This is a genomic window from Micromonospora echinofusca (assembly GCF_900091445.1).
GTDB lineage: Bacteria > Actinomycetota > Actinomycetes > Mycobacteriales > Micromonosporaceae > Micromonospora > Micromonospora echinofusca.
This window is the reverse complement of record NZ_LT607733.1, coordinates 4,548,322-4,572,689: the sequence shown is the minus strand read 5'-3', so window position 1 is coordinate 4,572,689 and position 24,368 is coordinate 4,548,322. Positions and strand designations below refer to the sequence as shown.

Here is a 24,368-nt window from a genome sequence, read left to right as displayed (position 1 = left end):
GTCGGGTCGACGGCCAGGCTACGCCGGACCGGTGGCGGGCCCCACGGTCGCCGTGGGATCGCCGCGCAGCACCTGGTCCACATCGAACCGTACGGGCCGGTCGAGCTGGTCGTAGCGGCAGGAGCGGGGATCACGGTCGGGCCGCCAGCGGACGAACCGGGCGGTGTGCCGGAACCGGTCGCCCTCCATGGCGTCGTAGCCGACCTCGACCACCAACTCGGGGCGCAGCGGTTCCCACTCGAGGTTGCGGGTGCCTGTCCAGCGGCTCACCCCGCCGGGGAGGCGCTGGCCGCGTTCGTGGTCGCCGTGCACCCACGGGTGGTCGGCGCCCACCTCGCGGTAGGGCTCCAGCTCCTCCAGCAGCTCCGCCCGGCGGGCCATGGTGAACGAGGCGCTCACCCCGACGTGGTGCAGGACCCCGTCGTCGTCGTAGAGGCCGAGCAGGAGCGAACCGATCACGGGGCCCGACTTGTGCCAGCGGAAGCCGGCCACCACCACGTCGGCCGTACGGGCGTGCTTGACCTTGAACATGAGCCGCTTGCCCGGCTCGTAGGGCAGGTCGGCCGGCTTGGCGATCAGGCCGTCCAGGCCGGCGCCCTCGAAGACGTCGAACCAGCGGTGCGCGGTGTCGACGTCGGTCGTGACCTGGGTGACGTGCACCGGCGGGCGGACCCCGGCCAGCGCCGACTCCAACCGGGCCCGACGCCGGGGATAGGGCTCGCCGAGCAGCGTCTCGTCGTCGAGGGCGAGCAGGTCGAAGGCGACGAAGTCGGCCGGCGTGGTCTCGGCCAGCAGCTTCACCCGCGACGCGGCCGGGTGCACGCGCTGGGCCAGCAGCTCGAAGTCGAGCCGGGGCTGCCCGCCCGGGCCGTCGCGCCGGATGACGATCAGCTCGCCGTCGACCGCGCACCGCTCGGGCAGCTGGCGGCGGGCCTGCTCGACCACCTCGGGGAAGTAGCGGGTCATGGACTTGCCGCCCCGGCTGGCCAGCTCCACCTCGTCGCCGTCGCGGAACACGATGCACCGGAAGCCGTCCCACTTCGGCTCGTAGGTCATCCCGGGCGCGGTGGGGACCCGCGGGACACTCTTGGCCAGCATCGGCTCGACCGGCGGACTGATCGGCAGCTTCACGGCGACAGTCAACCAGACCACACCGACAGTGGTGAGGCAGATCACGGTCGGTACGTGGGCGGCGTGTCCCGCACCGCACCGCTCGTGCCGCACCGGGCGAATCAGGAAACCGCAGCTCAGAGCTACTTTCGCGGGGTGTCGGAGTGGGTCTGCGGGTGCTGCGGGCGGTGGCGGGTGAGCGTCGAGCTGATCCGGGGCCGCTACCGGTACCGCCTGGTGCGCCGCTACCCCCGCCAGTTCGGCGGGGGCAAGGACGTGCTCGGCGAGGTCGGCTCCGTCGAAGAGCTGGCGGAGCTGCTGCGCCGGCGTACCCCCCTCGGGCTGGCCGACCTGCGCGAGGCCGCCTGACCCGGCGGCGGGCGAGCCCGGCGGACACCCGGCGATCCGCCGGCCCGGCACGCCGGCCGGTGCCCGCCGCTGTCACGATCGGTGGGGCAGCGTCGTCGGGACGGGCAGCGGGTGCCGGTCGGGCGCCGCCACGGGGAGGGGGCACGATGCGGTTCGAGGCCGGTACGGAGGTGGCCGCCGAGGCCGGACGGGTCTGGGCGGTGCTGGTGGACGTCGAGCGGTGGCCGGAGTGGACGCCCTCGGTGCGCCGGGCGCGACGGGGGGAGGCCGGGCCGCTCGCGGTGGGCGCCACCGCCCGGCTGGAGCAGCCGAAGCTGCGACCGGCGGTGTGGCGGGTCACCGAGCTGACGGAGGGGCGGTCGTTCTCCTGGGTGTCGGGCAGCCCGGGGGTGCGCACCCTCGGCGAGCACCGGGTGCTGCCGCTGCCCGGCGGGCGCAGCCGCGTCGAGCTGGCCATCACGCAGACCGGGCCGCTGGCCGGGCCCGTCGGCTGGCTCTACGGCGACCTGATGCGCCGCTACCTGCGACAGGAGGCCGACGGGCTCAGGCGTCGCTGCGAGCGGGACTGACCCGCGTCTTCTCCAGCAGGGCGAGCCGGATGCCGTTCGCGTCCGGCCGGTGCCCGACGACCCGGTAGCCGTGCCGCTGGTACAGCCGCAGGTTCTGTGCGCTGTCGGCGCCCGTGAGGAGCGCGAAGCGGCGTACCCGGGCGGCACAGGCCGCCTCCACGGCGCGCAGCAGCCGCCCGCCGACGCCCCGGCCCTGCTGGTCGGGGGCGACGGAGAGCCGACCCACGTGCGCGGTGTCGCCGTCGACGTGCGCCCGGACGGAACCGACCAACCGGTCGCCGAGCCGGGCGGTGAGCACCGTCGCCGGCCCCGCCAGCGCGGCCCGCACCTCGTCCAGGGTCTCGGTCAGCGGGGGCAGGAACGGGTCCGCGTAGTGCTGTGCCTCGGTGAGGAACGCGGCGCGCTGCACGGTGAGGATCTCGCCGGCGTCGGCGACGTCGGCGGGGGCGATGCGCGGCTCGGTGATCACCTCGACAGCCAACCACAGGCCACCGGGCCGCCCGCACCGCCCGTACGCTGGCGGTGGTTCCGTCGAGTCGTGGGGGTACGTCGTGCCGGCACTGACCTATCCGCACGTGGGCGCCACCGAGACCGGCGAGCTGCCGCCCGGCTGGCGGCACGTGCGGCACCGGGTCCGGCTGCCCGACTCCTGCTTCGCCACCGCCGGGGACGCCGTGCTCGGCTGGCGGCTGCACCGGGCGGCCGGCATCCGGATGGACGCCGACGCCGAGCGGGCCGCGCCCGGGGTCCGGGTGGTCTCCGGTCTGGGCGTCGGCCCGCTGCGGCTGGCCGCGCCCTGCCAGGTGGTCTGGGCCGTCGAGGACGGGCGGCGGGTCGGCTTCGGCTACGGCACGCTGCCCGGGCATCCGGCGCGCGGCGAGGAGGCGTTCGTGGTCAGCCGCGACGCCGCCGGCCACGTCTGGTTCGAGGTGCTCGCGTTCAGCCGGCCGGACCGCTGGGTCATGCGCGCCGCCGGGCCCGCCGGTCGGGCCTTCCAGCGGGCGTACGCCTGGTGGCTCGGGCGCACCCTGCGCCGGCTCTGCGCCCGGCGCTGACCCCGCGCCGCCGTCCCGCCTCAGAAGCGGGCGAAGGAGCGGATCGGCATCCGTGGACCGTACTTCGGCGCCTGGACGCCACCGGCCGCCAGCAGTACGCAGACCCGCCCCCGGTGACCCCGGAACGGCTCCAGCAGGGCCAGCATCCGGGCGTCGTCGCCGCGCGGCTCGCCCGCCAGCGCCCACGCCACCGTGTTCGGCACGTGGAAGTCGCCGACGCTGACCGCGTCCGGGTCCCCGTACGCGATCCGCACCACCTCGGCGGCCGTCCAGGCTCCGATGCCGGCGATGGCGGTGAGCCGGCGGGTGGCCTCGGCGGAGTCCGCGCAGCGCTCCAGCCGGTCCGCGACGGCCGCCGCACGGCGCAGCGTCTCGGCCCGGCGCTGCTCCACGCCGAACGGGTGGAACACCCAGTACGGGGTGGCGGCCACCGCCGCCGGGTCCGGCGGGAGCAGCAGCGGCTGCATCGGCCCGGGTGCCGCCTCGGCGAAGTGCCGCATCGTCGCCGCGTACGCGCGGTACGCCTCCTTGCCGGTGACCTTCTGCTCGAAGACCGCCCGCAGCAGCCGGGGGAAGACCTGCCCGGTGGCCGGCATCCGCAGCCCCCGGTGCTGGGCCGCGAGCCGCGCCACCACGGGGTGGGTCGCGGCGAGCGCCGCGAACCCGCTGACGTCGTCGCGCAGCCCCGCGATCGCGTCCGCCCGCTGCACCACCCGGTCGGCCCCCGGGCCGTAGCCCTCGGCCAGCAGGGCGCCACCCGACGGCCGCAGGGCGAGGGTGGCCGGCCCCTCCGGGGTCCGGGTGGCCCACCAGAAGGTGCCGGCCGCGACGCGCGCGCAGGGGTCGTACGGGCTGAAGGTCAGCGCCCGCACCGAGGCGGCCAGCCGGTACCCGGTGGGCGGGCGCAGCTCCCGACGCGCGGTGGGTTCGGTCCCGGTCACCCGCACATGCTGTCACGTCCCGGCCCCGTGACCGGCGACACGGCCGACGCGTCCTGCCTCGTCACCGGCGGCCCGGCCGGTCCACCGCGTCGACCGCGCGGCACGGGGACCGGTCGCGCCCCGCCGAGGCCGCGACCGGGTCCCGTGCAGGTCAGTACGAGTAGTTCGAGTCGGCCTTCTCGTCCGTCGGCGGGGCGACCGGCTTCGGGGTGCCCGTCGGCAGGCAGCTCAGGTTCTTCTTGCCGTCCGGGGCGACCACGAACCAGGTGCCCCCGACGCCCTGGCCCTTCCACTGGCCGGGCTTCTTGTCGCCGACGTAGCGGTAGAGCGGCCAGCCGTCGAGGGTGATCTGCCGGGTGCCGTCCTGCCGGGTGACGGTGCCGACCTTGTCGTCGGAGACGCCGTTGAGGTCCGGGGCGCCGTCGGTCAGCGCCGGCGGCCACACCTGGGCGCACTTGTCGACGCAGTTCGACGAGGGCGGGTCGTTGGTGTCCTTGTCGAAGCGGTAGAGGATCCAACCGTCCTGGTCGGTGACCACGCTGCCCATCCGGGCGACCTTCCTGCCGTTGAGCTCGTCGGTCAGCTCCGCGTCGGACGGCGCGGCGGTGGGGGACGGCGACGCCTCGGGCTCGACGGCCGCGCTGGGCTCGGCGGCGGTCACGGCGACCGGCTCGGCCGCGCCCGAGTTCGCCCCCTCGTAACCCGCGGGAGCGCAGGCCGTCAATGCGACCATCGCGCTCGCGACGATGACGGTTCGCTTCATCTGTGCCACGTGCCCTCCTCGGTTATGGCGGTTCACCGATTGATACGGAGGGGGCGTTGTCAAGGTTGAACGCGCGATCGTGGTCGATGTCACCGGAAACTGTTGAACCGAACGGGCCGGAAATCCGTTTCCCGCCACGAGGGCAGTTCCTCGTGCCGCGACGGCACGCGGGACCGGCGCCGGTCGTCGTGCTGGCCGGCGCCGGTCGTCGTGGCGGTCGCTACAGCTGCACCGTGACCAGCGGGCTCGCCACCCCGCCGGCGTCCACCGACTGCACCTGGATCTGCTTGATGTCGCCGAGGCGCGTCGACGTCGACGCCGACAGGCTCAGCTTGTCGGCGCGCGCGTTGGTGCCGTACCCGGTGCCGGGCACCGACCAGCTGGAGATCACCTCGGTGCTGTTGTTCTGCCGCACCACGACGAGCCGGCACGTCCGGGGCCCGGGCAGCTTCGCGAGGATGAAGTCCACGCCCGTGCCGAAGTCCTTCGACACGACGAAGAACGTCGCCTCGACGCCGGTGGTCGGGTCGACGACGTTGACCGGGTCGCCCTCCGGCAGCGTACCGCCGATGTCCGGGTCGTTCGGGTCGCTGGAGCGGCTGGCCGTCGGCGGAGCGACCAGCGCGGTCGCGGTCGGCTCGGCCACCACCTCGGGCGCGCCGTCACCGGCGATCCGGGCGAAACCGAGCCCCGTCAGCCCGCCCAGGACCAGCACCGCGGCGGCCGTGGCCAGCAGCTGCCGGACCCGGTTGCGCCGCCGGTGGGCGCGGACCGCGACCAGCGTCCGGTCCAGCAGGGCCGGATCGGTCCGGGTCTGCTCCAGCGCGGCCATCGTCTCGCCGTCGATGTCGGAGAGCAGGCCGACGACGGGCACCATCGTCTCCAGCTCGGCGGCGCACGCCCAGCAGGCGGCGAGGTGCTCCTCGAACCGCTGCGTGTCGTGCTCGTCCAGCACGCCGAGCGCGTACGCCGCGACGTCCATGTGGTCCGCCCGGCTCATTCCGTCACCCCCCGTTCCTGCAGAGCCGTGCGCAGCGCGCGCAGCGCGTAGTAGACCCGCGACTTCGCGGTGCCGAGCGGCAGGCGCAGCTCCTCGGCCGCCTCCGGCACCGTCCGACCCCGGAAGTACGTGGCCACCAGGATCTCCCGGTGCGACTGGCTCAGCGTACGCAGCGCGTCCGCCACCGTCATCGTGCGCAGGACCCGGTCGGTGCTGTCCGCCTCGGCGAACGCGGTCAGGTCCCGGTCGTACGTCTCGGCCGGCCGGGCCTGCTCGCTGCGGTGCTCGTCGATGGCGATGCGGCGGGCCACCGTGACCAGCCACGGCCGCAGCGAGCCCTGCCCCTGCGCGCCGAGCCGGTGCGCGTTGCGCCACGCCCGCAGCAGCGTCTCCTGGACGATGTCCTCCGCCCGCTGCCGGTCGCCGCCGGTGAGCCGCATGACGAACGCCAGCAACGGCCCGGCGTGCTCGGCGTAGAGCAGCCGGATCAGCCGGTCCGAGTGACCCGCCTCGGTGGACGGTGCCGCCTGGTGGCGTCCGGGGGCGGATCTCGGCGTCACCGGCCCATTCTGGCGAGGCGCCTCGCGGGCGTCGACCCGGCGTGCCGCCGTGCCCGGCCGGGACTGGGACCGCGCGGACATCCAGTCCCCCCGCGCCCCGTCGCCGGGCCAACCGGCCGCCGCCACCGCATGCATGCAGACCTCCGGGTGTCCGATGACATCGGCCGTGCCCCGCGGGCACGGCCGCCCGGTGGTACGCGGCCACGGGGCGAACGGATCAACGGCGCGCGGAAAAGATTCCGCTCACCGACCCACGGAGAAGATCCCGGGCGGCGGCGGGGTCGAGTCGGTGGCGTCGACGTCGCGGACCACCGCCGCGCCGCCCGCGAAGCGGTCGAGTTCCTCGCCGGCCAGGACCCGCCCCGGGAACCAGTCCCCGGCCGCGCGCCGGGTCAGCTCCGGCACTGGCGGCTCGACCCGGCCGGCCACCAGCACCAGGTTGCCGTAACGACGCCCGCGCAGCACCGCCGCGTCGCCGACGAGGCAGGCCCGCGGCAGCACCGAGCGGACCGTGGCGACCTGCGCCCGGGCGTGGCGCAGCGGCGGGCCGTCGGCCACGTTGGCCAGGTGGAAACCGGCGGGACGCAGTACCCGGGCCACCTCGGCGGCGTACTCCACCGAGGTCAGGTGCGCCGGCGTGCGGGCACCGGCGAAGACGTCGGCGAGCACGACGTCGTAGCTGGCGTCCCGGCTGGCGGCGAGCACCGCCCGGGCGTCGGCCACCCGCACCTTGAGGCGGGGGTCCGGCGGCCACGGCAGGGCCCGGCGGACCAGGTCCACGAGCGCGCCGTCCACCTCGACGACCCGCTGGGTGGAGCCGGGCCGGGTGGCCGCCACGTAGCGGGGCAGGGTGAGCGCGCCGCCGCCGAGGTGCAGCACCCGCAGCGGCGCCCCGGCCGGGGCCAGCAGGTCGATCGCGGCGGCGAGCCGCCGGACGTACTCGAACTCCAGGTGCGTGGGATCGGCCAGGTCCACGTGCGACTGCGGGGCGCCGTCGAGCAGCAGGGTCCACGATCCCGGCCGGTCCGGATCGGGCACCAGCTCGGCCTGGCCGGTGTCCACCCGCGCGGCCACCGTGTCGGCCGCCCGCTTGCGGCCCATCAGCGCCGGGCCCGGGCGGCGGTGGTGAGCACCCGGTGCAGCAGCCGCGCGTCGCCGAGCAGCGACCGCAGCCGGCGCTCCAGGCCGGCGATCGGGATCAGGTTCTGCGGTGCCCGCGGGTCCTTATAGGGGGTGGACGCGAACCGGGGCAGCGTGACCAGCGACAGGTCGGCGAGCCCCACCGCCTCGTCGATGCCCAGCTCGGCGGAGCACTCCATCCGGACGATGCCCGCCCACGGCGCGCCGAGGGCCACCGGCAGCCGCAGGTACCACGACCAGCCGCCCCAGGCCGTGCCGAGCTTGAACACCGGGGAGCGCTCGCCGGCCGCCAACCCGGTGACCACGGCGGTCAGCCGGGCGTCCAGGTATTGGCTGTGCTGCGTCTTGATGTAGCCGAGGGTGCGCGGCAGCTGCCGCCGGTTGCGCAGCGGGCCGTCGACCACCAGCAGGTCGCCGTCGGTGCGGGCCGCCCCCGAGACCTCCACCTCCAGCGCCGTCAGCGGCCCCTGCACGGCGGCCGGGAGCTTGTTCAGCTCGCCCGTGCCGCTCACCCGGTGCACCGGGTAGCGGACGCTGCCGGCCACCACGTCCACCGCCGACGGACTGGCGGTGAACAGGCCCCGGCCCACCTTCGCCCCGGCGAGCTGTGCCGCGCCGCGCTCCAGGTCGCACCGGACCACGCCGGCGGCGTACGACGCGGCGAGGCCGGGGAAGGACGCGCCGTCGTCCTCGGCCGTCCACACGCTCGCGTCGATGCGGCGCACCCCGTCGACGAGCAGCACCACGTCGGGGGCCCGGACGTCGGAGCGCGGCCCGATCGCCCGCCAGTCCACCGCCGGCAGCTCGGCGTCCGCGTCGACCTGGGCGCTGCTCGGCGCGGCGGGGCCGCCGCCGGACGCCTCGAACGACGCGCCGTACGCCGGGTCCCACGCGTCGACGAAGAACCGGGGATCGGTCACCGCAGCGGACCTCCCGTCGCGCGCGCCGCGGCCCCGCTCACCGGCCGGTCCGTTCGACGCGGGCCGACCGGGCGTCCTTGCTGACCTCGAACCGGACCGGGATGCGTTCGGCGAGGGCCGGCACGTGGGTGACCACACCGACCATCCGGTCGCCCCGGGCGGCCAGGTTCTCCAGCGTGGCGGCCACCGTGTCGAGGGTGGCCGCGTCGAGCGTGCCGAAGCCCTCGTCCAGCACGATCGACTCCAGGCTCGCCGCCGTGGTGGACATCCCGGCGAGCTGCTCCGACAACGCCAGCGCCAGCGCCAGCGACGCCTGGAAGGTCTCGCCGCCCGACAGGGTGCGAACGCCCCGACGCAACCCCGCGTCGTGGTGGTCGACCACGAAGAACTCGCCCTTGTCGTGCATCAGGTCGTACTGCCCGCCGGAGAGCTCCCGCAGGATGCCCGAGGCGCCGTCGACCAGCAGGTCCAGCGCCTCGGCGAGCAGCCACCGCTCGAAGTTGTTGGCCCGCAGGTGCCCCGCGAGGGCCCGGGCCACCTGCGCCTCGCGCTCGTAGCCGGCCCGCTGCTCGCGCAGGCCACCAGCCTGCTCCCGGCGCCGCTCCAGCTCGCGCAGGTCGGCCTCGGCCCGCTCGAGGGCGCGGTCGGTGGCGCGCAGCGGATCGTCGGCGGGCGGCAGCCCGGCGGCGGCGAGGACGCCCGCGATGCGCTCGCCGACCTCGGCGGCCGCCGCCTCGGCCTGCGTCACCGCCCCGGCCCGCCCGGCCCGCTCGGCGCGGCGACGCTCCGCCTCCTCGCCGGCCCAGCCGGTGAGGGCCGCCCACGCGGCCCCCAGGTCGTCGCGGTCCGCCGTCGGCGGCCCGAACCGGGCGAGCCCGTCGCGGGCCGCGTCGAACGCGCGCCAGGTCGCCCGCAACCGCTCCTCGGCGGCGTCCACCGCCGCCCGGGCCCGCCGCGCGGCCTCCCGGCCGGCCCGCACCGCCGCCGCCGACTCCTCCAGCGCCCGGCGCAGCCGCGCGTGGTCGTCCAGCTCGCGGCGCAGCACCACCGGCTCGGCCGCCCCGGCCAGATGGTCGTCCAGCTCGGCTAGCCGGGCCTGCACCTGGTCCTGCCGGGCCCGCGCGCGCAGCAGCACCCGCTCCAGCTCCCGCGCCGCCCCGTCGCGCTCCTGCACCACCGACTGGGCGGCCTTGCTGGCGGCCCGCGCCGCCCGTCCCGCCGCCGTCGCGGCGGCCACCGCCGAGTCGGCCGGCACCGCCGGCACCGTCGCGACGGTCTGCTCGCAGACCGGGCAGGGCGCCCCGGCGCGCAGGTGCGCGCGCAACGCCACCGCCTGGTCGGTCGCCTTCGCCTCCTCGTGGGCGCGGAAGGCCGCCTCCAGCTCCGCCTCGGCCCGCTCGGCCGCCGCCCGCGCCTCGGCCAGCGCCGCCACGGCCGCGCCGTGCTCGGCCTGCGCCCCGGTCACCGCCGCGCGGACCGCCGCCGCCTCGCCGGCCAGCTTCTCCCGGTCGGTGTACGCCCGCAGCAGCAGCCGCAGCGCGCTCTCGTCACCGGCGGTGGCCAGCTCGCCGCGTAGCTTCTCCTCCCCCTCCTCGGCCAGCGACACCGCCGTCGCCGCCTCGTCCGCGCCGGCCCGCGCCGACGCCACCGCCCGGGCCACCTCCGCCACGCCGTCCGGCGCGCGCACGGCCGTCAACACCGCCAGGTCGGCGTCGAGGGCCGCCAGGGCCGCGCCCGCCTCCCGCGCCGACGCCCGGGCCGCCTCCAACTCCGGTACGGCGCTCGCCACCGCCCCCGCCAGCTCCCGCATCCGGTCGACCCGCCCGGTGGCCGCCTCCAGCGCGGCGTCGTCGACGTCGGTGAGCCCGGCGAGCGCCTGGTCGACCGCCTCCAGCTTCGCCTCGGCCTGCGCGGCCCGCGCGGTCGCCTTCTTCTGCACGTCCTCGTAGACCCCGAGGCCCAGCAGGTTGACCAGGATCTGCTGCCGGGTGGCCGGCTTGGCGTGCAGGAAGTCCGCGAACTGCCCCTGTGGCAGCACCACGCAGCTGGTGAACTGCTCGTACGGCAGCCCGACCGCCTCCAGCACCGCCTGCTCCATCTCGGCGGGGGTGCCGGCCACCACCTCGCCGAGGTCCTCCGGGCTCAGCCCGGTGTCGAGCTTGGTCACGTCGAAACCGGCCGGCATCAGCTGCAATCCGGCGTTGGCCGTCTTGACGTTGCCCCGGCCGTCGCGGCGGACCACCCGGGTCGCCACGTAGCGGGAACCGGCGGACTCGAAGACCAGCCGGACCCGCGCCTCGGTGGCCGACGGCGCCAGGGCGTTGGTCAGGCCCCGGGCGCCACCCCAGCGGGGCACCGTGCCGTAGAGGGCGAAACAGATCGCGTCCAGCACCGTCGACTTGCCGGAGCCCGTCGGCCCGACCAGCGCGAAGAAGTCGGCGTCGGTGAAGTCGATCGTGGTCTCGTCGCGGAAGACGGTGAAGCCCGCCATGTCCAGCCGCATCGGCCGCATCAGTGGTCGACCTCCTCGAAGAGCTCGTCGAAGAGCTCCCGCACCCCGTCGTCGGTGTGCCCCCGGCTGTCGAGGTAGTCGGCGAAGAGCTGCCGGGGCGAGCGGCCCGCCCGCTGCGCCACCCGGGCGCCGCTGCCCGGGGCGGGCACCAGCTCCGGGTCGATCCGGATCTCCAGGGCCTGCGGGAGCAGCTCCTGCACCTCCTCGCGCAGCCCGGCGCGCGGCTGCTCCCGCACGTAGACCCGCAGCCAGGCGTCCGGCACGTCCATCTCGGCGAGCTGGGCCAGGGTGCCCCGGACCGTACGCAGCGTGGTGGCGGCGGTCACCGGCACCTCCCGCACCTGCGCCGCCGTGGTCGCGGTGACCTCGACGACGGTCACCGACGGCACGTTCTCCTGTTCGCCGAAGTCGACCGCGAGCGGGCTGCCGCTGTAGCGGATCGGGCAGGGGCCCTGCACCCGCTGCGAGCGGTGCAGGTGGCCCAGCGCCACGTAGTGCGCCGTGCCCGGGAAGACGGTGGCGGGCACCGCGTAGCCCAGCACGGTGTGCGCGTCGCGCTCGCCGCCGCCGGTGGTCGCGCCCACCACGGTCAGGTGGGCGGTGACCAGGTGCACCCGGTCCGGTTCGGTGAAGCTCTCCGTCAGCCGGCCCAGCACCCGGCCCAGGTGGTCGGCGTACGTCTGGGTGGTCTCGGCGGCGGTCAGCTCGTACATCTCCACGGCGCGGATGGCGTAGCGCTGGGAGAGGAACGGCAGCGCGGCCAGCCGCCACCGCTCGCCGCCGCCGGTGGTGCCGTCGATGACGTGCTCGTCGGGGTTGTCCCGGACCCCGCCGCGCAGGGTGATGCCGGCGGCCTCGGCCCATGGTCGCAGCGCATCGAGGGCCTGGCCGTTGTCGTGGTTGCCGCCGATGGCCACCACGTCGGCGCCGGTGCGGCGCAGCGCGGTCAGCGCCCGGGTGACCAGCCGGGTGGCCTCCGGAGTCGGGGCGGCGGTGTCGTAGAGGTCACCGGCGACGATGACCAGGTCGGGCGCCTCGGCGCGGGCGACGTCGATCACGCCGGCCAGGACCCGCTTGTGCTCCTCGGCCCGCGACTGCCCCTTGAGGACCTTGCCGACGTGCCAGTCGGAGGTGTGCAGGATCTTCACGGTGCCAGCCTTTCGTTCGCGACTGCGGGGCTCGCAAGCTCACTCCTCGCGCTCACCGGTGCCAGCCTTTCGTTCGCGACTGCGGGGCTCGCAAGCTCACTCCTCGCGCTCACCGGTCTCCCCCTAGAAGGGGATGTCGTCGTCGGAGGTGCCCCCGCCGGAGCCGACCACCGCGAACGGGTCGACGGACTGGGTGAGCGACCGGAGCGTCTCGGACGGGGCGCGGCCGGCCTCGGAGACCCGAGTGGCCCAGGCCGGGAACGGGAACTCCAGGCAGAGCGGCACCGGGATGTCGGGCTGGTTGACGAACATCGTGCCCGGCTTGGCCAGCAGCGCGCGCTGCCGCTGGGCGGGCGGCAGGAAGCCGTATTCCGGGCGGGACGCCTCGGCCGGGTCGAGCCGGCCCACCACCCGGATCGCCGAGTTGGTGACGATGCGCCGCTCCACCTCGCTCGCCGTCTGCTGGGCGCCGACCAGGATCACCCCGAGGGAGCGGCCCCGCTCGGCGATGTCGAGCAGCACCTCCTTGATGGGGGAGGAGCCCTCGCGGGGGGCGTACTTGTTGAGCTCGTCGAGCACCACGAAGAGCAGCGGCTTGGCGGTGCCGGCCTTCTCCTTGCGCTCGAACTCGCTCTTGAGCGTCACGCCGACCACGAACCGCTGCGCGCGGTCGGGGAGGTTGTGCAGGTCGACCACGGTGACCTGGGCGCTCTCGGCGGTGTTGATGCTGTGCGGGCGACGGGTGGCCAGGTCGCCCCGGATCAGCCGGGACAGGTCCTTCTTGCTGCCGATCAGCCGCCGGGCGAACGCGTTGACCGTGCCCAGCCCGACGGCGCTGCCGGCCCAGTCGGAGCGGGTCTCGTCGTCGTTGAGCTGCTCGACGATGTGGTCGACCAGGTCGGCGTACGAGCCGAGACGCACCCCGTCGATGCTCACCCCGCCGTCGGCGGGCTGGGCGTAACGGGCCAGGTGGGCGGCGACCGAGTGCACCACCATCGTGTACTGCTGGCGTTCGTCGTCGGCGTCGGCGAACACGTAGGGCAGCAGGCGGTCGGCGCAGAACTCGCTCAGCGTCCAGTAGAAGCTGTCGACCCCGGTTAGGCGGCTGCTCACGTCGGGCGTGCCGGAGGAGTCGCCGACCCGGGGCGGGGCGTAGACCCGCACGTCGGGGAAGGCACCGGCGACCAGGCCGAGCTTCGCGTAGGAGGCGCGGGTGGCGTCGTCGAGCCGGGTGTTGGGGTGGTCGAGGAAGAGCAGGTCCTCGCCCTTGACGTTGAAGATGAGCGCCTTGGCGTTGACCGCGTCGCCTCCCAGCACGCCGGAGCGGAACACCGAGTAGAGCAGGAAGGTGGCGAAGCTCGTCTTCGTGGCGACGCCGGAGATGCCGGAGATCGACACGTGCGCGCCCCGGCTGCCGTCGAGGAAGTCGGCGTTGAGGTAGACCGGCACCCCGTCGCGGCCCATGCCCATGGGGATGCGCCGCTCCATCCGGTCGAAGTGCAGCGCGCGCGCCCGGGCGTCGCCCTCGGCGCGGTGCACCACGGCGCCGGGCGACGGCGGCACGTAGAGCTCCGGGTCGACGCGGGTGGTGGTGATCTCGGCGGCCTCCTGCACCTGGGCGGGCAGCGTGCCGTCGGCGATGGCGAAGACGTCGGACTCGAACTGGGCGCCCTCGTGCCGGGCCCGCACCTGGGTGACCACCCCGGCGATCGTCACCGGCTCGCGGTCGGGCAGCTCGCGCCGGGTCACCACGACGTCGTCGAGCTGGAGGTAGCTGCCGGGGGAGACCGCCGTCCAGAACTGCAGGGGGGTGGCGTCGGCGGTGCCCAGTACCCGGCCGACCGCCTCGCCCGGGCCGTCGAACCCGTCGTCAGTCATCGGGCAACTCCGGTCGGCTGGTCGTCGCGGTCGGGGCACACGCCTGCATCCTGCCCGAGGAGTACGACAGGTTGCCACGCGACGCGGCGGACGCCACGCCGTCGGCGGTGCCCTCAGCCGCAGGGTGCCCGTCCGGCCACGGTCAGTCGCGGGCGTAGCGGAGCATGAGCACGCCGTCGTCGGCGGCGAGCACGTGCCGCAGCGGCAGGTGGCGTACGTCGCTGGCGTCGCCGGCGGTGATCCGCCCCGGGCCCGCCCCGGCGAGCAGCGGGGCGACGGTGAGGCAGACCTCGTCCACCAGGTCGGCGGCGGTGAGCGCGCCGAACAGCTGCGGACCGCCCTCGCAGAGCAGCTGGCCGAGCCCGCGGCGGCGCAGCTCGGCCAGGCCCGCCGCCAGGTCCACCCGGTCGTCGCCGCGGCGCACCACGTCGGCGACGTCGCTCAGGCCGGGCGGCGCCGTGGCGCCGGCCCGGGTGAGCACCACGGGCCGCACCGGCGCGTCGGCGAACGCGGCCTGCGCCGGGTCGAGGTCGAGCGAGCCGGAGACGACGACCAGCGTCGGGTACTCGGGCAGGCCGTGCTCGCGGCGCCACGCCCGGCGCCGTTCGTCGAGGCGTACCGCCCGGTAGCCCTCGTGCCGCAGCGTGCCGGCGGCGACGACCAGGGCGTCGCAGAGCATGCGCAGCAGCCCGAAGACGCGCTTGTCCGGCTCCCCGGAGAGCCCGGCGGAGTAGCCGTCGACGGAGACGCCGCCGTCGACGCTGGTCACGAAGTTGACCCGCAGGTGGGGTCGGCCGACCCGGCCGTAGAGCGCGGTGAGCGCGGCGTCGTCCAACGGGCGCGCCGACGGTCGCGGCCAGAGCGCCGAGATCGGGATTCCGACGCTCATTCGCCGGCCGGACCAGTGACCGGAGGGGTGGGTCGGGAGGTACGGTGCTGGCAGTCGCACCAGTTCCGCCCCGGGCAGTCGTCGTGCCGCCTGGCCCGGCACGCTCGGCAGATCATGCCCGCAGCCTATGCCGAGGAAGGATGGGACAGCATGCCGCGTCAGATCTTCCAGCTGAAGATTTCCCTGGCCGGGGTCCGGCCGCCCGTCTGGCGTCGGGTCCTCGTCCCCGGTGGCTACACGCTGGACCGGCTGCACCGGGTGGTGCAGCACGCCATGGGTTGGCGGGACTGCCACCTGCACTCGTTCGAGATCGAGGGCCGCCAGTACGGCGAGCCCGACCCCGACGGCGAGCTGGCCCTGCGCGACGAGTTGGACGTCCGCCTCGACGCCGTCGTCGGAAAGGGCAGCCGCTTCCACTACACGTACGACTTCGGCGACTGGTGGGAGCACGACCTGGTGGTGGAGGACGCCTTCACGGCCGACCCGGACGAGCGGTACCCGACCTGCTCGGGCGGCGAGCGGGCGTGCCCGCCCGAGGACACCGGCGGCCCGGCCGGCTGGCAGGCGCTGCTGGCCGTGCTGGCGGACGCGGGGCACCCCGAGCACGCGCGCACGCGGGACTGGGTGGGCGACCGGTTCGACCCGGACGCCTTCGACGCGCGCCGGGCCGGCACCCTGCTCCGCCGCTTCTGCTGAACCGCTTTCGGCGGGACGCGTCCGCGGCCGGTACCCGGTTGCCGGGCTGGCCGCTGAGCGGGCCCCTCGTGCCCGCGCTGGCGAGCTGAACCGCTTCAACCCGACGGATGCCCAGGTGGCGCCGGGGTGCGGATCGGCTGGCGCCGCGTGGCGTTCCGCGCGGACGCGTTCGCGGTAACGATCTGGGAACGCTCCCATAGGCCTATTGACACCCTCGACACCCGCCGGCAATCTCATGGGAGCGCTCCCGCGAACGTGGCACGACTCACCCGCGCCCCGCTCCCGGTCGTCGAGCGCCGGCCCCGGCCGGCACCGACGACGCGCACGGCACCCCCCCACCACACCCAGTCAGCCTCACCACCGAAAGAGGGGTCTCCGATGAGCCTCACCACGCGGCGCACCCGCATGGCGGCTGCCGCACTGGCCGCGATCACCGCCATCGGCGGTCTCGCGGCCTGCGGCAAGGACGACGACGCGCCCGCGGCCGGCGAGAAGCCCGCCAAGCTGGTCGTCGACACGTTCGGCGAGTTCGGTTACGACGAGATCATCAAGCAGTACGAGAAGGACACCGGCATCAAGGTCGAGCTGCGCAAGACCGCCCAGCTCAACGAGTACCGGCCGAAGATCGTCCGGGCGCTGGCCACCGGCAAGGGCGCGGCCGACGTGGTCGCCCTCGAAGAGGGCATCCTCAACGAGTTCAAGGCCAACCCCGCCAACTGGGCCGACCTCGCCCCGCTGGTCGCCGACCACAGCAAGGACTACCTGCCCTGGAAGTGGGAGCTGGGCAAGGCGCCCGACGGCCGGCTGATCGGTCTGCCGACCGACGTCGGCAGCCTTGCCGTCTGCTACCGCCGCGACCTCTTCCAGGCCGCCAAGCTGCCGGTCGAGCGGGACCAGGTCGCCGCCCTCTGGCCGGACTGGAACGCCTTCATCGAGACCGGCAAGAAGTACCGCGCCGCCACCGGCAAGGGCCTGGTCGACTCGGTCACCACCGCCGCCAGCGCGGTGATGTTCCAGCAGGGCGGCGACCTGTTCTACGACAAGGACGACAACATCGTCGCCGACAAGAGCGCGGCGGTGAAGACCTCCTGGGACACCGCGGTCGCGATGGCCGACGCCAACATCACCGCCGAGACGGCCACGTGGTCGCCGGAGTGGTCGGCCGGCTTCAAGCAGGGCACCTTCGCGGCGACCTTCTGCCCGTCCTGGATGCTCGGCATCGTCGCGGACAACTCCGGCCCCGAGAACAAGGGCAAGTGGGACGTCGCCCCGGTGCCCGGCGGCGCCGGCAACTGGGGTGGCTCCTGGCTGGGCGTCCCGACCCAGAGCAAGTACCCCAAGGAGGCGGCGAAGCTCGCCGAGTACCTGACCAACGCGCAGAGCCAGGTGGCGGCGTTCAAGCTCAAGGGCCCGCTGCCGACCAACCTGGAGGCGCTGAAGAACCCGGAGTTCCTCGCCTACACCAACGAGTACTTCAACAACGCGCCGACCGGCAAGATCTTCGGTGAGAGCGTCGCCAAGATCCAGCCGCTGCACCTCGGCCCGAAGCACCAGGCGGTGAAGGAGAACGCGTTCGAGCCGGCGCTGCGCTCGTACGAACAGGGACAGGCCACGAAGGACAAGGCCTGGGAGCAGTTCGCCAAGGACGCCAAGACGCAGGGCGCCTTCTGACCCATCTCGTCGCCAGGTGGCGTCCGGGTCCTCACACACCCGGGCGCCACCGGCGCCGTCCCCGTTCCGTCCCCGGACGCCATCGGCGCCGTCCCGTTTTCGCGTAAGAGCGCCTGAGCGTCGGCGCGCGCCCGTGCCGACGCCGGGAAAGGACCCCGCATGAGCCTCTCGGCCACGACGGCGCCGCCGTCACCCGCCGCACCGCCACCCCGCCCGCCCGCGCGGCGCCGGTCGCACTCGCTGACCCGGCTGGACCTGAAGTACTCGCCGTACCTCTACATCGCGCCGTTCTTCGTGGTCTTCGGCATCTTCGGGCTCTACCCGATGCTGCGGACCGCCTGGATGTCCCTGCACGACTGGAACCTGATCGGCGACCACAGCTTCATCGGGTTCGACAACTACGTCGCCCTGGTCAAGGACGAGTACTTCTGGAACGCCACGCTCAACACGTTCGGCATCTTCCTGCTGTCGACCATCCCTCAGCTGCTGCTCGCCCTGTTCCTGGCGAACCTGCTCAACCGCACCTTCCTGCGCGCGCGCACGTTCTTCCGGATGGCGATCTTCATGCCGAACGTGGTTTCGGTGGCCGCCGTGGCGATCGTCTTCGGCATGCTCTTCCAGCGCGACTTCGGCGTGATCAACTGGCTGTTGAGCTTCGTCGGGATCGACGCGATCGACTGGGACGCCGAGCGCTGGAGCTCCTGGACCGCCATCGCCTCGATGGTCAACTGGCGGTGGACCGGCTACAACACCCTGATCCTGCTCGCGGGCATGCAGGCCATCCCGCGCGACCTGTACGAGGCGGCGGCGCTCGACGGGGCCAGCCAGTGGAAGCAGTTCTGGCGGATCACCCTGCCGATGCTCACGCCGACCTTCGTCTTCGTGGTGATCCTCTCCACCATCGGCGGGCTCCAGCTCTTCACCGAGCCGCTCGTCTTCGCCAACGGCAACATCATCGGTGGCGACCAGCGCGAGTTCCAGACCCTGGCCATGTACATGTACGAGCTGGGCATCGAGAACCTCAACACGGCCGGCTACGGCGCGGCGGTCGCCTGGGCGATGTTCCTGATGATCGCCCTCGTCTCGGGGATCAACTTCCTGCTCGTCCGCCGCACGGTGAAGTGAGGAACGCCCAGATGAACTCGGCATCCCGGCGCCTGTGGCGCACCAGCCCGCTGACCTACGTCGCGCTCGTCCTGGCGACGCTCTTCTCGATCTACCCGTTCTACTACATGGTGGTCATCGCCACCCGCAGCCTGGACTCGATCAACGACGTCCCGCCGCCGGTCGCGCCCGCCGGGTCGTTCGGCGACAACTTCGGCCGCGTGCTCGACAACGAGGCGGCGAACTTCCTCACCGGCCTGCTCAACTCGGTGATCGTCTCCGGCATCGTGACCGTCTCCGTGGTGATCACCGGCTCGCTGGCCGGCTTCGCCTTCGCGAAGCTGCGTTTCCGGGGCCGCAACGCCCTGCTGCTGACGATCATCGTCACCATGATGATCCCGACGCAGCTCGGGCTCATCCCGCTGTGGGGCATGATCCAGGACCTGAACTGGTTCGACACCCTCTACGCGGTGACGGTGCCGTTCCTGGTCAGCGCGTTCGGCGTGTTCATGATGCGGCAGTACGCCACCCAGGCCATCTCCGACGAGCTGATCGAGGCGGGCCGGGTGGACGGGGCGAGCACGTTCCGGATCTACTGGAACATCGTGCTGCCCGCGCTGCGCCCGGCCGCCGCCGTGCTCGGCCTGCTCACGTTCATGGAGACCTGGAACTCGTTCCTGTGGCCGTACGCGGTGCTCACCTCCGAGAACCCGACCCTCCAGGTCTCGCTGGCCTTCCTGTCGTACGCCTACTACACCGACTACTCGCAGGTGTTCGCCGCCACGGCGGTCGGCACTCTACCGTTGGTGATCGTGTTCATCGTGTTCGGCCGCCAGATCGTAGGCGGGATCATGGAAGGTGCCGTCAAGTCGTGAGCAACCCCGCCAGCCCGCCCGCCGTCGGCGTCGTCGACGACCGTCCGCCGCTGACCTTCCCGCCCGGCTTCCTCTGGGGCGCGGCCACCGCCGCGTACCAGATCGAGGGCGCGGCGGCCGAGGGCGGCCGGACCCCGTCGATCTGGGACACCTTCAGCCACACCCCCGGCCGGGTGGTCGAGGGGCACACCGGCGACGTGGCCTGCGACCACTACCACCGCATGGGCGCCGACGTCGCGCTGATGGCCGAGCTGGGGCTGAAGTCGTACCGGTTCTCGGTCTCCTGGCCCCGGGTCCAGCCCGGCGGCACCGGCCCGGCCAACGCCGAGGGGCTCGACTTCTACCGGCGGCTCGTCGACGAGCTGCTGGGGCACGGGATCGAGCCGTGGCTCACCCTCTACCACTGGGACCTGCCGCAGCCGCTGGAGGACGCCGGCGGCTGGCCGGCCCGGGACACCGCCGCGCGCTTCGCCGACTACGCCACGCTGGTCGCCGACGCGCTCGGCGACCGGGTGCGCTACTGGACCACGCTCAACGAGCCGTGGTGCTCGGCGTTCCTCGGCTACGGCTCGGGCGTGCACGCACCGGGCCGCTCGGACGGCGCCGACGCGGTGCGCGCCGGGCACCACCTGATGCTCGGGCACGGCCTCGCGGTGCAGGCGCTGCGCGCGGCCCGGCCGAGCGCCGAGGTGGGGGTGACGGTCAACCTCTACCCGGTCACCCCGGCCAGCGACGCGCCCGCCGACGTCGACGCCGCGCGGCGCATCGACGGGCTGGCCAACCGCTTCTTCCTGGACCCGCTGCTGCGCGGGTCCTACCCGGCCGACCTGATGGCCGACCTCGCCGGGGTCACCGACTTCGGGCACGTGCGCGACGGCGACCTGGCGACCATCTCCACCCCGCTGGACGTGGTCGGCGTCAACTACTACAGCCGCCACGTCGTCGCCGCGCCGGTGCCCGACGCCGAGCCGGAGCCGTACTGGCGGGCGCCGTCGTGCTGGCCGGGCAGCGAGGACGTCCGGTTCGTCACCCGGGGCGTGCCGGTCACCGACATGAACTGGGAGATCGACGCCCCCGGCCTGGTGGAGACGCTGCGCCGGGTGCACGAGGAGTACACCGACCTGCCGCTCTACGTCACCGAGAACGGCTCCGCCTTCGTCGACGAGGTGGTCGACGGGCGGGTCGACGACGTCGACCGGCTGGCGTACTTCGACGCCCACCTGCGCGCCGCGCACGAGGCGATCGAGGCCGGGGTGCCCCTGCGCGGATACTTCGCCTGGTCGTTGATGGATAATTTCGAGTGGGCCTGGGGCTACACGAAGCGGTTCGGCATGGTCCACGTCGACTACGACACCCAGGTGCGCATCCCCAAGTCCAGCGCCAGGTGGTACGCCGAGGTGATCCGACGCAACGGTCTGGCCGCACAATAGGCCAGGGCCAGTCATCAACGGGCGGCCCCGGCGCCACCCCGCAGGGGGTGGCGCCGGGGCCGGTCCGCCGTCGGAGGAGCAGACAATGACAACGCAGCGCACCCGGTCGCTCGGGCGCCCGACCCTCGACGCCGTCGCCGCCCGCGCCGGCGTCGGTCGCGGGACGGTCTCCCGGGTGGTCAACGGCTCGCCGCAGGTGAGCCCCGAGGCGCGCGCCGCGGTGCAGCAGGCCATCGCCGAGCTGGGGTACGTGCCGAACCGGGCCGCCCGCGCCCTGGTCACCCAGCGCACCGACTCGATCGCCCTGGTGGTCTCCGAATCCGGCGACCGGGTCTTCACCGAGCCGTTCTTCGCCGGCATCGTCCGGGGCGTCAGCTCGGGGCTGCTGGAGACCCCGTTGCAGCTCTGGCTGGCCATGGTGCAGTCGCCGATCGAGCGGGAGCGGGTCGAGCACCACCTGACCAACCAGCACGTCGACGGCGTCCTGCTGCTGTCGCTGCACGACTCCGACCCGCTGCCCACCCTGCTGGAGGAGCGCGGCCTGCCCACCGTGCTCGGCGGCCGTCCGGCCCGGATGCTGCAACCGGGTGCCCAGCCGGCGTACTACGTCGACGTGGACAACGTCGGCGGCGCCCGGCGCGCGGTGGAACACCTGGCCGGCCGGGGGCGGCGGCGCATCGCGACCATCGCCGGCCCGCAGGACATGGGCGCCGGCCTGGGCCGACTGACCGGCTACAAGGAGGCGGTCAAGGCCGCCGGGCGCGGGGTCGACCCCGCCCTGATCGCGTACGGCGACTTCAGCGAGGGCAGCGGGGCGGCCGGGATGCGTCGGCTGCTGGAGGCCTGCCCCGACCTCGACGCCGTCTTCGTCGCCTCCGACCTGATGGCGTTCGGGGCACTGCGCGCGCTGCGCGAGGCGGGTCGGCGGGTGCCGGAGGACGTGGCGGTGGTCGGCTTCGACGACGCCCCGATCGCCCGGCAGGCCGAGCCGCCGCTGACCACGGTCTTCCAGCCGGTGGAGGAGATGGGCCGGCAGATGGCCCGCCTGCTGGTCTCCCGCATCCGCGGCGACGAGCTTCCGTCCCCCCACATCCTCCTCGACACCCAACTGATCGAACGCGCCTCCGCCTGACCCACCCGCCTCCACCACCCACCCAGCCCACCCCACCCAGCCCACCCACCCCACCCACCTCCGGACCCACCTCCCGGGTTGATCATGAAGTTGTTGCCCTCGACATCGGCGTGTCGCGACAATAACTTCATGATCAACGGGCCGGGCCGGGCCGGGCCGGGGTGGGGTGGGGTGTGGGAGGGGTGGGGGTGGGGGGTCGGTTCGCGGGTGGGGGTGTCTGGGGGGTCAGTCCGACCAGCGGCGAAGTTCGCGTTTGGCCAGCGAGGAGCGGTGGACCTCGTCGGGGCCGTCGGCCAGGCGCAGGGTGCGCGACTGCGCCCAGAGGGCGGCGAGCGGGGTGTCCTGGCTGACGCCGGCGCCGCCGTACGCCTGGATGGCCTTGTCGATCACCCACTCGGCCATGGCGGGAGTGGCGATCTTGATGGCCTGGATCTCGGTGTGCGCGCCCTTGTTGCCGACCGTGTCCATCAGCCAGGCGGTCTTGAGCACCAGCAACCGGGCCTGCTCGATGCGCACCCGCGACTCGGCGATCCACTCGCGCACCACGCCCTGCTCGGCGAGCGGCCGGCCGAACGCGACCCGGTCGAGGGCCCGCCGGCAGAGCAGCTCCAGGGCCCGCTCCGCCATGCCGATCAGCCGCATGCAGTGGTGGATGCGGCCGGGGCCGAGGCGGGCCTGGGCGATCGCGAAGCCGGTGCCCTCCGCCCCGACCAGGTTCTCCACCGGTACGCGGACGTCGGTGAAGTCGATCTCGGCGTGCCCGCCGTGCGAGGCGTCGCTGTAGCCGAACACCGTCATGCCCCGCCGCACGGCGATGCCGGGGGTGTCCCGGGGCACCAGGATCATGCTCTGCTGGCGGTGCCGGTCGGCCTGCGGGTCGGTCTTGCCCATCACGATGAAGATCTCGCAGCGCGGATCCATCGCCCCGGACGACCACCACTTACGCCCGTCGACCACGTAGTGGTCGCCGTCGCGGGTGATCCGGGTGGCGATGTTGGTCGCGTCCGAGGACGCCACCTCCGGCTCGGTCATGCAGAACGCCGAGCGGATCTCGCCCTCCAGCAGTGGCCGCAGCCAGCGCTCCTGCTGCTCCGGCGAGCCGAACTCGGCGAGCAGCTCCATGTTGCCCGTGTCGGGCGCGGCGCAGTTGAGCGCCTCCGGGGCCAGGTGGGGGCTGCGCCCGGTCAGCTCGGCCAGTGGGGCGTACTGGAGGTTGGTCAGGCCGGCGCCGTGGCGCGGGTCGGGCAGGAAGAGGTTCCACAGGCCGCGCTTGCGCGCCTCGGCCTTGAGCTCGGCCATCACCGGGGGTCGGGCCCACGGGTCGCCGGCGGCGGCCACCTGCGCGGCGTGCACCGGCTCCGAGGGGTAGACGTGCTGCTCCAGGAAGTCCGTCAGCTCGGCCCGCAGCTGCTCCGTGCGGGCGTCGTACGCGAAGTCCATCACCGCTCCCTGGCGGCGGTCAGCCCGTGTTCGACCAGCGGTGCCACCATGTCGCCGATCCGGTCGAAGCCCTCGCCGAGCGTCTGCCCGAGCGTGTGCCGGTAGTGGATGCCCTCGCAGATCACCGCGAGCTTGAAGCAGCCGAGCGCGACGTGCCAGTGCAGCGGCCCGACGTCGACGTCGCCGCGCCCCGCGTACCGGGCGATCAGCTCCGCGCCGGTGGGGAACCCGGCACGCGGGCCGAGCCCGTCGGCGACCGGGTTGCCGGCGGCCGAGTCGCTGCCGCCGAGCACGTCCCAGTAGGTCAGCAGCAGCCCGAGGTCGGCCAGCGGGTCGCCGAGGGTGGCCATCTCCCAGTCGAGCACGGCCCGTACGGCCACCGGGTCGACGGTGGCGAGCAGGTTGTCCAGCCGGTAGTCGCCGTGCACGATCCGGCCGGCGTTGGCGCCCTCCGGCGCGGTGCCGGCGAGCAGGTCCCGCAGCTCCTCGATGCCGGGCAGCGGCCGGCTGCGGGACCGGTCGAGCTGGCCCGCCCAGCGGCGTACCTGCCGTGCGAGGTAGCCCTCGGGCCGGCCGAAGTCGGCCAGCCCGACCGAGGCGGGCTCGACCGCGTGCAGCGCGGCGAGGGTGTCCATCATCGCCAGCGCCAGCTCCCGCCGCTGCTCGGCGGTGAGCGGATCGGTCTGGGCGCGGGTGCGGAACACCTCGCCGTGCACCCGTTCCATCAGGTAGAAGGGCGCGCCGATGACCTCGGCGTCCTCGCAGAGCAGCAGCGCGGCGGGCACCGGCACGTCGGTCGGCGCCAGCGCGGAGATCACCCGGTACTCTCGGGCCATGTCGTGCGCGGTGGCCAGCACGTGCCCGAGCGGCGGGCGGCGCAGCACCACCTCGCGCTCGCCGAGCGCCAGCAGGTAGGTCAGGTTGGACTTGCCGCCCGCGATCAGCCGGGCCCGCAGCGGGCCGTCGGCCAGGTCGGGCCGGTGCCGGGCCAGGTGATCGGCGAGCCGGTCGAGATCCAGCCCGCGGGGGGAGGCGGGGGCGGGCACACTGCCCGGCCCGTGCGCGTCGACGGCCGGCTCGGTCATCCGATTAGTTGATGGCAGCTCCGCCATTCTGTCAAGGTCGGGATTTGACCCTCGGGACATGCCGCTGCAACAGGGGCGAAA

At 74.1% G+C, this 24,368-nt stretch carries 23 protein-coding genes; 9 read left to right on the top strand and 14 right to left on the bottom strand.

Features of this window, described 5'->3' with window-relative positions:
• Nucleotides 1-18 precede the first annotated feature (18 nt).
• The gene (locus tag GA0070610_RS19395; protein WP_089003615.1) at nt 19-1,131 is read right to left on the bottom strand and encodes an ATP-dependent DNA ligase; all 1,113 of its coding nucleotides are present in this window, start codon (nt 1,129-1,131) and stop codon (nt 19-21) included.
• 135 nt (nt 1,132-1,266) lie between these two features.
• On the opposite strand from GA0070610_RS19395, the gene GA0070610_RS19390 reads away from it, so the two are divergent.
• Both GA0070610_RS19390 and GA0070610_RS19385 read left to right on the top strand, forming a co-directional pair.
• Entirely contained in the window at nt 1,267-1,479 is a 213-nt protein-coding gene (locus GA0070610_RS19390; protein WP_089001347.1) for a hypothetical protein, read from the top strand.
• A 146-nt stretch (nt 1,480-1,625) separates the two neighbouring features.
• Entirely contained in the window at nt 1,626-2,048 is a 423-nt protein-coding gene (locus GA0070610_RS19385) for an SRPBCC family protein (protein WP_089001346.1), read from the top strand.
• On the opposite strand, the gene GA0070610_RS19380 is transcribed toward GA0070610_RS19385, so the two are convergent.
• Nucleotides 2,023-2,514 (bottom strand): GNAT family N-acetyltransferase, encoded by a 492-nt coding sequence (locus GA0070610_RS19380; protein ID WP_392567333.1) that lies wholly within the window; start codon nt 2,512-2,514, stop codon nt 2,023-2,025. The two genes, GA0070610_RS19385 and GA0070610_RS19380, sit on opposite strands and share 26 nt — an antisense overlap.
• Nucleotides 2,515-2,599: 85 nt before the next feature.
• Here GA0070610_RS19380 and GA0070610_RS19375 point away from each other — a divergent pair, with 85 nt between their 5' ends.
• A complete protein-coding gene (locus GA0070610_RS19375) occupies nt 2,600-3,103 on the top strand; it encodes a DUF1990 family protein (RefSeq protein WP_172896555.1) in 504 nt (167 codons plus the stop codon).
• A 20-nt stretch (nt 3,104-3,123) separates the two neighbouring features.
• On the opposite strand, the gene GA0070610_RS19370 is transcribed toward GA0070610_RS19375, so the two are convergent.
• The 10 genes from GA0070610_RS19370 to GA0070610_RS19325 all read right to left on the bottom strand — a co-directional run bounded on the left by GA0070610_RS19370 (nt 3,124) and on the right by GA0070610_RS19325 (nt 14,854).
• Nucleotides 3,124-4,044: a DNA-3-methyladenine glycosylase family protein gene (locus GA0070610_RS19370; RefSeq protein WP_089003614.1), complete on the bottom strand. Its 921-nt coding sequence runs from the start codon at nt 4,042-4,044 to the stop codon at nt 3,124-3,126.
• Nucleotides 4,045-4,195: 151 nt separating this feature from the next.
• The gene (locus GA0070610_RS19365) at nt 4,196-4,816 is read right to left on the bottom strand and encodes a hypothetical protein (RefSeq protein WP_089001343.1); all 621 of its coding nucleotides are present in this window, start codon (nt 4,814-4,816) and stop codon (nt 4,196-4,198) included.
• Between the two features lie 211 nt (nt 4,817-5,027).
• Entirely contained in the window at nt 5,028-5,807 is a 780-nt protein-coding gene (locus GA0070610_RS19360; RefSeq protein WP_089001342.1) for an anti-sigma factor family protein, read from the bottom strand.
• A complete protein-coding gene (locus GA0070610_RS19355) occupies nt 5,804-6,502 on the bottom strand; it encodes a sigma-70 family RNA polymerase sigma factor (RefSeq protein WP_089001341.1) in 699 nt (232 codons plus the stop codon). The genes GA0070610_RS19360 and GA0070610_RS19355 overlap by 4 nt, the downstream gene beginning before the upstream one ends.
• Before the next feature lie 108 nt (nt 6,503-6,610).
• Nucleotides 6,611-7,468, bottom strand: a complete 858-nt coding sequence (locus GA0070610_RS19350; RefSeq protein WP_089001340.1) for a spermidine synthase — start codon at nt 7,466-7,468, stop codon at nt 6,611-6,613.
• On the bottom strand, nt 7,468-8,427 hold the full coding sequence (locus tag GA0070610_RS19345) for a hypothetical protein (RefSeq protein ID WP_089001339.1): 960 nt from the start codon (nt 8,425-8,427) through the stop codon (nt 7,468-7,470). Before GA0070610_RS19345 ends, GA0070610_RS19350 begins: the two co-directional genes overlap by 1 nt.
• Nucleotides 8,428-8,464: 37 nt before the next feature.
• Entirely contained in the window at nt 8,465-10,939 is a 2,475-nt protein-coding gene (locus GA0070610_RS19340; RefSeq protein WP_089001338.1) for an AAA family ATPase, read from the bottom strand.
• On the bottom strand, nt 10,939-12,087 hold the full coding sequence (locus GA0070610_RS19335) for an exonuclease SbcCD subunit D (RefSeq protein ID WP_089001337.1): 1,149 nt from the start codon (nt 12,085-12,087) through the stop codon (nt 10,939-10,941). Before GA0070610_RS19335 ends, GA0070610_RS19340 begins: the two co-directional genes overlap by 1 nt.
• Before the next feature lie 123 nt (nt 12,088-12,210).
• Nucleotides 12,211-13,965, bottom strand: coding sequence for an ATP-binding protein (locus GA0070610_RS19330; protein ID WP_089001336.1), 1,755 nt, complete (start codon nt 13,963-13,965; stop codon nt 12,211-12,213).
• Between the two features lie 142 nt (nt 13,966-14,107).
• Nucleotides 14,108-14,854 carry a pyrimidine reductase family protein gene (locus GA0070610_RS19325; protein ID WP_089001335.1) on the bottom strand — a complete coding sequence of 249 codons (747 nt, stop codon included), beginning with the start codon at nt 14,852-14,854 and terminating at the stop codon, nt 14,108-14,110.
• Nucleotides 14,855-15,004: 150 nt separating this feature from the next.
• Here GA0070610_RS19325 and GA0070610_RS19320 point away from each other — a divergent pair, with 150 nt between their 5' ends.
• The 6 genes from GA0070610_RS19320 (at nt 15,005) to GA0070610_RS19295 (ending at nt 21,762) form a co-directional block, all read left to right on the top strand.
• A complete protein-coding gene (locus GA0070610_RS19320; RefSeq protein ID WP_089001334.1) occupies nt 15,005-15,550 on the top strand; it encodes a plasmid pRiA4b ORF-3 family protein in 546 nt (181 codons plus the stop codon).
• Between the two features lie 378 nt (nt 15,551-15,928).
• Nucleotides 15,929-17,221: an ABC transporter substrate-binding protein gene (locus tag GA0070610_RS19315; RefSeq protein WP_089001333.1), complete on the top strand. Its 1,293-nt coding sequence runs from the start codon at nt 15,929-15,931 to the stop codon at nt 17,219-17,221.
• A gap of 159 nt (nt 17,222-17,380) precedes the next feature.
• A complete protein-coding gene (locus GA0070610_RS19310; protein ID WP_089001332.1) occupies nt 17,381-18,346 on the top strand; it encodes a carbohydrate ABC transporter permease in 966 nt (321 codons plus the stop codon).
• An 11-nt stretch (nt 18,347-18,357) separates the two neighbouring features.
• On the top strand, nt 18,358-19,200 hold the full coding sequence (locus GA0070610_RS19305) for a carbohydrate ABC transporter permease (RefSeq protein WP_089001331.1): 843 nt from the start codon (nt 18,358-18,360) through the stop codon (nt 19,198-19,200).
• Nucleotides 19,197-20,630: a GH1 family beta-glucosidase gene (locus GA0070610_RS19300; protein WP_089001330.1), complete on the top strand. Its 1,434-nt coding sequence runs from the start codon at nt 19,197-19,199 to the stop codon at nt 20,628-20,630. The genes GA0070610_RS19305 and GA0070610_RS19300 overlap by 4 nt, the downstream gene beginning before the upstream one ends.
• An 85-nt stretch (nt 20,631-20,715) precedes the next feature.
• On the top strand, nt 20,716-21,762 hold the full coding sequence (locus GA0070610_RS19295) for a LacI family DNA-binding transcriptional regulator (protein ID WP_089001329.1): 1,047 nt from the start codon (nt 20,716-20,718) through the stop codon (nt 21,760-21,762).
• Nucleotides 21,763-21,987: 225 nt separating this feature from the next.
• On the opposite strand, the gene GA0070610_RS19290 is transcribed toward GA0070610_RS19295, so the two are convergent.
• Complete coding sequence (locus GA0070610_RS19290; RefSeq protein ID WP_089001328.1) at nt 21,988-23,202, bottom strand: acyl-CoA dehydrogenase family protein; 1,215 nt, start codon at nt 23,200-23,202, stop codon at nt 21,988-21,990.
• Nucleotides 23,202-24,287, bottom strand: coding sequence for a phosphotransferase family protein (locus GA0070610_RS19285; RefSeq protein WP_089001327.1), 1,086 nt, complete (start codon nt 24,285-24,287; stop codon nt 23,202-23,204). The genes GA0070610_RS19290 and GA0070610_RS19285 overlap by 1 nt, the downstream gene beginning before the upstream one ends.
• Nucleotides 24,288-24,368 lie beyond the last annotated feature (81 nt).

Coding starts and splice junctions, on each gene's coding strand:
- GA0070610_RS19325 (WP_089001335.1), bottom strand. CDS start 14,854: ATGAGCGTCGGAATCCCGATCTCGGCGCTCTGGCCGCGACCGTCGGCG.
- GA0070610_RS19295 (WP_089001329.1), top strand. CDS start 20,716: ATGACAACGCAGCGCACCCGGTCGCTCGGGCGCCCGACCCTCGACGCC.
- GA0070610_RS19330 (WP_089001336.1), bottom strand. CDS start 13,965: ATGACTGACGACGGGTTCGACGGCCCGGGCGAGGCGGTCGGCCGGGTA.
- GA0070610_RS19320 (WP_089001334.1), top strand. CDS start 15,005: ATGCCGCGTCAGATCTTCCAGCTGAAGATTTCCCTGGCCGGGGTCCGG.
- GA0070610_RS19385 (WP_089001346.1), top strand. CDS start 1,626: ATGCGGTTCGAGGCCGGTACGGAGGTGGCCGCCGAGGCCGGACGGGTC.
- GA0070610_RS19305 (WP_089001331.1), top strand. CDS start 18,358: ATGAACTCGGCATCCCGGCGCCTGTGGCGCACCAGCCCGCTGACCTAC.
- GA0070610_RS19290 (WP_089001328.1), bottom strand. CDS start 23,202: ATGGACTTCGCGTACGACGCCCGCACGGAGCAGCTGCGGGCCGAGCTG.
- GA0070610_RS19355 (WP_089001341.1), bottom strand. CDS start 6,502: ATGCATGCGGTGGCGGCGGCCGGTTGGCCCGGCGACGGGGCGCGGGGG.
- GA0070610_RS19340 (WP_089001338.1), bottom strand. CDS start 10,939: ATGCGGCCGATGCGGCTGGACATGGCGGGCTTCACCGTCTTCCGCGAC.
- GA0070610_RS19315 (WP_089001333.1), top strand. CDS start 15,929: ATGAGCCTCACCACGCGGCGCACCCGCATGGCGGCTGCCGCACTGGCC.
- GA0070610_RS19360 (WP_089001342.1), bottom strand. CDS start 5,807: ATGAGCCGGGCGGACCACATGGACGTCGCGGCGTACGCGCTCGGCGTG.
- GA0070610_RS19350 (WP_089001340.1), bottom strand. CDS start 7,468: ATGGGCCGCAAGCGGGCGGCCGACACGGTGGCCGCGCGGGTGGACACC.
- GA0070610_RS19310 (WP_089001332.1), top strand. CDS start 17,381: ATGAGCCTCTCGGCCACGACGGCGCCGCCGTCACCCGCCGCACCGCCA.
- GA0070610_RS19285 (WP_089001327.1), bottom strand. CDS start 24,287: ATGACCGAGCCGGCCGTCGACGCGCACGGGCCGGGCAGTGTGCCCGCC.